At 73.7% G+C, this 5,492-nt stretch carries 4 protein-coding genes and 1 pseudogene; 2 read left to right on the forward strand and 3 right to left on the reverse strand.

Annotation, left to right across the window (positions count from 1 at the left end; genetic code table 11):
• Positions 1-383: pseudogene (locus F6X68_RS30240) on the forward strand (pectate lyase); the annotation flags it as partial.
• A 152-nt stretch (positions 384-535) separates the two neighbouring features.
• Here F6X68_RS30240 and F6X68_RS30245 read toward each other — a convergent pair.
• The 3 genes from F6X68_RS30245 to F6X68_RS30255 all read right to left on the reverse strand — a co-directional run bounded on the left by F6X68_RS30245 (position 536) and on the right by F6X68_RS30255 (position 4,213).
• Positions 536-1,708 carry an alanine--tRNA ligase-related protein gene (locus tag F6X68_RS30245; protein ID WP_151457446.1) on the reverse strand — a complete coding sequence of 391 codons (1,173 nt, stop codon included), beginning with the start codon at positions 1,706-1,708 and terminating at the stop codon, positions 536-538.
• 256 nt (positions 1,709-1,964) lie between these two features.
• On the reverse strand, positions 1,965-3,107 hold the full coding sequence (locus F6X68_RS30250; protein WP_151457447.1) for an acyl-CoA desaturase: 1,143 nt from the start codon (positions 3,105-3,107) through the stop codon (positions 1,965-1,967).
• A gap of 14 nt (positions 3,108-3,121) precedes the next feature.
• The gene (locus tag F6X68_RS30255; protein ID WP_151457448.1) at positions 3,122-4,213 is read right to left on the reverse strand and encodes a ferredoxin reductase; all 1,092 of its coding nucleotides are present in this window, start codon (positions 4,211-4,213) and stop codon (positions 3,122-3,124) included.
• Between the two features lie 84 nt (positions 4,214-4,297).
• On the opposite strand from F6X68_RS30255, the gene F6X68_RS30260 reads away from it, so the two are divergent.
• A partial coding sequence (locus F6X68_RS30260) for a CdaR family transcriptional regulator (RefSeq protein ID WP_151457449.1) occupies positions 4,298-5,492 on the forward strand: 1,195 nt, incomplete at its 3' end.

Consider the following 5,492-nt stretch of genomic DNA (forward strand, 5'->3'; position numbering starts at 1 on the left):
CGACGAACCCGCCCAGCGGGAGCAACCTCAGCATCGGCGCCGGCTCCGACGGCTCCAGCAAGGCCGACGGCACGAGCTACGGCAACGTGCGCGACGGCAGCCTGAGCACCCACTGGTCGCCGTCGGGCGCGACCGGCGACATCTCGATCAAGTGGGGTTCCGCCACCAGGGTCGCCCGGGTCGTCATCCGTGAGCCGTCGGGCACCCAGGGCAGCATCGGGTCCTGGCAGCTCGTCAACAACGGCACCGGCGCCGTCCTGGCCTCCGGCAGCGGGGCGGGCGTCATCACCTTCACCGCGACGTCCCTGACCAAGATCACCTTCAGGATCACCGGTTCGAGCGGCGCGCCGAAGGTCGCCGAGTTCGAGACCTACGCCAGCTAGTTGCCAGCTCCCGCTGCCGTCCGGGACCGGCGACCCGGGCCCGGACGGCAGCGGCGACCCAGTCCCCGGACGGCAGCGGCGACCCCTCCGGCGTCGGCGCGGCGAGCGCCGCCGCCACCTGTCCCCCGGGCAACGGGCAACGGGCGAGGAGGTCAGGCCACCTCGGCGAGCAGATTGTCGACGAGGTCGCGCGGCAGCCCGTGAGTGTCGTGCAGATCGCGGTAGTCCGCCTCGGTCAGCGGTCCCCGGGACCGGCGCCGGGAGACCACCGGCCGCCCGCGTCGCAGCAGCTCCCGGAACCGCCGTTCCTCGACGGAGAACACGTCCCGCACCTCGGCCACGCCGACGGACTGGCGGAACCCGTCGAGGGTGTGCCGTACCGGCCCGGTCGGCAGGTCGGACAGGGTCCTGGACGCGTCGTCGCGCCACAGCGTGGTGAGCGTCCGGCGCAACAGCCGGCGCAGCACGTAGCCGCGGCCGGTGTTCGAGGGCCGTACGCCGTCGCCGACCATCGCCACGCCCGTGCGCAGGTGGTCGCCGACGAGGCGCAGCGACGCGTCGCGCAGGCCCCACACGTCGGACACGTCGTGAACCCACGGCACGAGGCCCTCGCCCTCGTGGACCGAGCGGTGCCCGCGCAGCACCATCTCCAGCCGTTCGAGGCCCATCCCGGTGTCCACGTTGGGCTGGCGCAGCGGCGTCAGCCGGCCGTCGGGATGCCGGTGGTAGCGCATCCCCACGTGGTTCCAGACCTCCATCCACCGCTCGTCGGTGCCGGGGGTGCCGTCAGGCGGGCCGTCGCCGGTCCAGACGAAGATCTCGGTGTCGGGCCCGCACGGCCCGGTCGGGCCGTTGGACCACCAGTTCTCCTCCCCGGTCAGCTCCACGGGCACGCCCAGCTCACCCCACGTGCGCAGCGAGGGCTCGTCCGGGCCGACCCGGTCGTCGCCGCCGAAGACCGTCACGTGCATCCGGTCGTGCGGCACGCCGAAGCCGTCGCGCAGCAGCTCGTAGCCCCACCGCACGCTGCGGGGCAGGTCGTAGTCGCCGAGCGACCAGGAGCCCAGCATCCGGAACAGGGTCAGGTGGGTGGAGTCGCCCACCTCGTCCAGGTCGGTGGTGCGCAGGCAGCGCTGCACGTTCACCAGCCGCCGGCCCAGCGGGTGGGGCCGACCCTCCAGGTAGGGGGTCAGGGGGTGCATCCCGGAGGTGGTGAAGAGCACCGGGTCGCCCGGCGGCGGGATCAGGGAGCCGTCGGGCACGAGTTCGTGGCCGCGCTCGCGGAAGAAGTCGAGGAAGGTGCGGCTGATCGGGTCGTACGTCATGGTGGTGGCCTTTCCGGGTGGGACGACCGGAAAGGGTCCGCCGCCGGGGACCGGCGGGCCGACGGGAACGAGAAAGCCGGCGGACCGTTTCCGGTCGCCGGCGGGTGATGGTGAGGTCAGGCGGCGGCGACCGACGAGCGCGAAGCTCGCGCGGCCGCGGCGGCGAAGAAATGCCTGATCTCCATGCCCCGACTGTACGGGGACGCCGCGCCGCCGCCCAGCGCGTTTCGCGGCGGGCGGCGGCGTCGGGGGCGGGTCAGACGCCGGACGTGGCGAACGCCGGCGCGGGGCGGTCGTCGACCCGGCGGGGCGCCTTCCGGTTCGGCAGCGACAGCCGGACGACCTTCTTCCACGCGGAGAAGACCTGCCGGGGCAGCGAGCCGGTGGTGTACTTCAGCCCGTAGCGGTCGAACAGGGCCCGCACCTCGGGGGCGATCTCCTGGTAGCGGTTGCTGGGCAGGTCCGGGAAGAGGTGGTGCTCGATCTGGAACGACAGGTTGCCGGTCATGATGTGCATCAGCCGGCTGCCGCTGATGTTGGCCGAGCCGAGCATCTGGCGCAGATACCACTCGCCGCGGGTCTCGCCCTCGATCGAGCGCCGGGAGAAGGTCTCCACGCCCTCCGGGAAGTGCCCGCACATGATCACCGAGTGGCTCCACAGGTTGCGCAGAAGGTTGGCGGTGAAGGTGGCGGCCAGCGTGTGCAGGAACGAGGGCCCGGACAGCAGCGGGTGCAGCACGTAGTCCTTGAGCACCTGCCGGCGGATCTTGCGGCCCACCGCGCGGGCCCGGGCCCGGAACTCCGGCTTCTTGTGCCGGCCCTTGCGCAGGTTGCGCCCCAGCTCCAGGTCGTACGCGGCGATGCCGTACTCGAAGAAGCAGGCGTTGATGAAGTTCCACAGCGGCTGCCCCAGGTGGAACGGGTGCCACCGCTGGTCCTCGTCGACGCGCATGATGCCGTAGCCGAGGTCGTTGTCCTTGCCGAGGACGTTCGTGTACGTGTGGTGCAGCTCGTTGTGCGAGTGCTTCCACTGGTCGGCGGGCGAGACGTGGTCCCACTCCCAGGTGGTGGAGTGGATCTTCGGGTCGCGCATCCAGTCCCACTGGCCGTGCAGGACGTTGTGGCCGACCTCCATGTTCTCCAGGATCTTGGCCGCGGTCAGGCCGGCCGTGCCCACGATCCAGGCGGGCGGGAAGAGGGAGAACAGCAGCACGACCCGGCTGCCCAGTTCCAGCTTGCGCTGCGTCGAGATGACCCGGCGGATGTACGCAGCGTCCCGCTCGCCCCGGTCGGCGACCACCCGGGCGCGGATCGCGTCGAGTTCCCTGCCGATGGTCTCGATGTCCTCGGCGGTGAGGTGGGCGATCGGGTTGTCGGGCTTGTTCTGGATCACGGTCACGTCAGGTACTCCGGTCAGTGGTCGATGTCGCAGGGGCCGGCCGCCGCCGACACGCAGGTCTGGATGCGGACGCCGTCGCCGGGCACCGCCGTGGTCAGTTCCCCGTTGCGCAGGTCCCGGACCGCGCCCTGGCGCAGCGGCAGGACGCAGCCGAAGCAGATGCCCATCCGGCAGCCCGAGGGCATCAGCACCCCGGCGTTCTCGCCGGCGTCGAGCAGCGGGGTGGCGCCGTCGGCGTCGACGGTGACGCCCGAGCGGGCGAAGGTGACGGTGCCGCCCTCGCCGGGCGAGATGACGGTCGGCCGGAACCGCTCGGTGTGCAGCCGGTCGCCGCGCCCCCCGGCCGTCCAGTGCTCCTCGAGGGCGTCGAGCAGGCCGAGCGGGCCGCAGGCCCAGGTCTCCCGGTCGAGGTGGTCGGGCACGAGGCGGTCGAGGTCGGCCACGGTGAGCAGCCCGTCGGCGTCGGTGTGCCGCTCCACCAGCCGGATCGCGCCCCGCGCGGCCAGGTCCCGCAGCTCGGCGCCGAAGATCACGTCGGCGGGGGTCGGCGCCGAGTGCACCACGACGACGTCGGCGTCGCCCGCCACGCCGGCGCGCAGCATCCCCATCACGGGGGTGACGCCGCTGCCCGCGGTCACGAAGAGCACCCGGGCCGGCGGCCGGCCCGGCAGCACGAAGTCGCCCTGGGCCTGGTCGAGCTGCACCAGCGTCCCGGGCCGGGTCCGCCGGACGAGATGGTTGCTGACGACCCCGTCGGGGATGGCCTTCACGGTGACCGAGATCGGCCCGCCCCGGCGCGCGGGGGGCGAGGTGACCGAGTAGGCCCGCCACTGGCGTACGCCGTCGACGTCGACGCCGAGGCGGACGTACTGCCCGGGGGTGTGCCCGCGCCAGTCGCGGCCGGGCCGGATCACCAGCGTCGCCGCGTCGGCGGTCTCGGGCCGCACGGCGAGGATCCGGCCGCGCAGGTCGGCGCCGGAGCGCAGCGGGGCGACCAGGTCGAGGTAGTCGTCGGGCAGCAGCGGGGTGGTGACCGACGCGGCCAGCCGAAGGATCCGGCCCCGCAGGGCCGCCTTCCCGGAGGGGTTCGGGACGGTGGTGGTCATGATTCGATGGTCGCGGCAGAATGGCATAAAATCTTGACCTGCGAAGGTGAACCGGACGAGGCTTTTTGTGCGGAGGGAACAAACGTGTCCGAACGCTCGGAGGCCACGCGGCGCGCGGCCCGCCTCGAGTTGGACGTCCGGGTGGCCGGCGCGCTGCACGACCGGCTGCCCCTGCTCGCCGAGCGCACGGTGACCGCCATCACCGCCGAGGTGCCCAGCTACTCCGGCGCCCTGACCGGTCAGATGCGCGAGAAGATCGAGACTGCGGTGCAGATCGCGCTCGGCACGTTCCTCCAGCTCATCGGCCGTTCCCACGGCGGCGACCCGAGCACCCCGCTGGTCGGCGCACTGGAGGCCGCGTACGCCCTCGGCAGCGGCGAGGCGCGCTCCGGCCGGAGCATGGACGCCCTGCTCGCCGCGTACCGCGTCGGCGCCCGCGTCTCCTGGCGGGAGATGTCCACCACCACCGTGCAGGGCGGGTCGTCCGCCGCCACCGTCGCCGAGTTCGCCGAGCTGATGTTCGCGTACATCGACGAGCTCTCCGCCGCCAGTGTGGCCGGGCACGCCGACGAGCTGGCCAGCGCCGGCCGGGCCCGGCGACGCAACCTGGAGCGGCTCACCCAGCGGCTGCTCGCCGGGGAGCCCGAGGAGGCGCTGCTGCGCAGCGCCGAGCGGGCCGACTGGCCGCCGCCGCAGACCCTCACCGTCGTCCTGCTGCCCCGGGCCAACCTCCGCGCGGCGCTCGCCCGGCTGCACCCGCACACCCTGGAGAGCGGCGACGACCTCCCGGCGGGCGGAGCGGGCGAGGACCTGGCGGTGCTGCTGGTGCCCGACACGCACGGTGAGCGGCGGCGGCAGCTCGCCCGGGTGCTGCACGGCCGCCGCGCCCTGCTCGGCCCCGCCCGGCCCTGGGCCCTGGTCGCCTCCTCCTACCAGCGGGCGGTCCGGGCCCTGTCGCTCGGCCTGCGTCCGGCCGACGACGGGCCGGCGCTGGACACCGAGGAGCACCTGGCCGAGCTGGTGCTGAGCACCGACCCGGAAGGGCTCGCCGACCTGCGCGCCCGGGTCCTGGCGCCGCTCGCGTCGCTGCCGCCCGGCACCGCCGACCGGCTCGCCGAGACCCTGCGCTCCTGGCTGCTGCACCAGGGCCGGCGCGACGACGTGGCCGCCGACCTGTTCGTGCACGCGCAGACCGTCCGCTACCGGATGGGCAAGCTCCGCGAGCTGTACGGCGAGCGCCTGACCGACCCGGCGACCGTCCTCGACCTCACCCTCGCCC

Origin of the sequence: Micromonospora sp. AMSO12t, from assembly GCF_008806585.1 — a bacterium.
Lineage (GTDB): Bacteria > Actinomycetota > Actinomycetes > Mycobacteriales > Micromonosporaceae > Micromonospora > Micromonospora reichwaldensis.

Bases quoted from the DNA above. Each gene is read 5' to 3' on its own strand.
- F6X68_RS30245 (WP_151457446.1), bottom strand. From the start codon at position 1,708: ATGACGTACGACCCGATCAGCCGCACCTTCCTCGACTTCTTCCGCGAG.
- F6X68_RS30255 (WP_151457448.1), bottom strand. From the start codon at position 4,213: ATGACCACCACCGTCCCGAACCCCTCCGGGAAGGCGGCCCTGCGGGGC.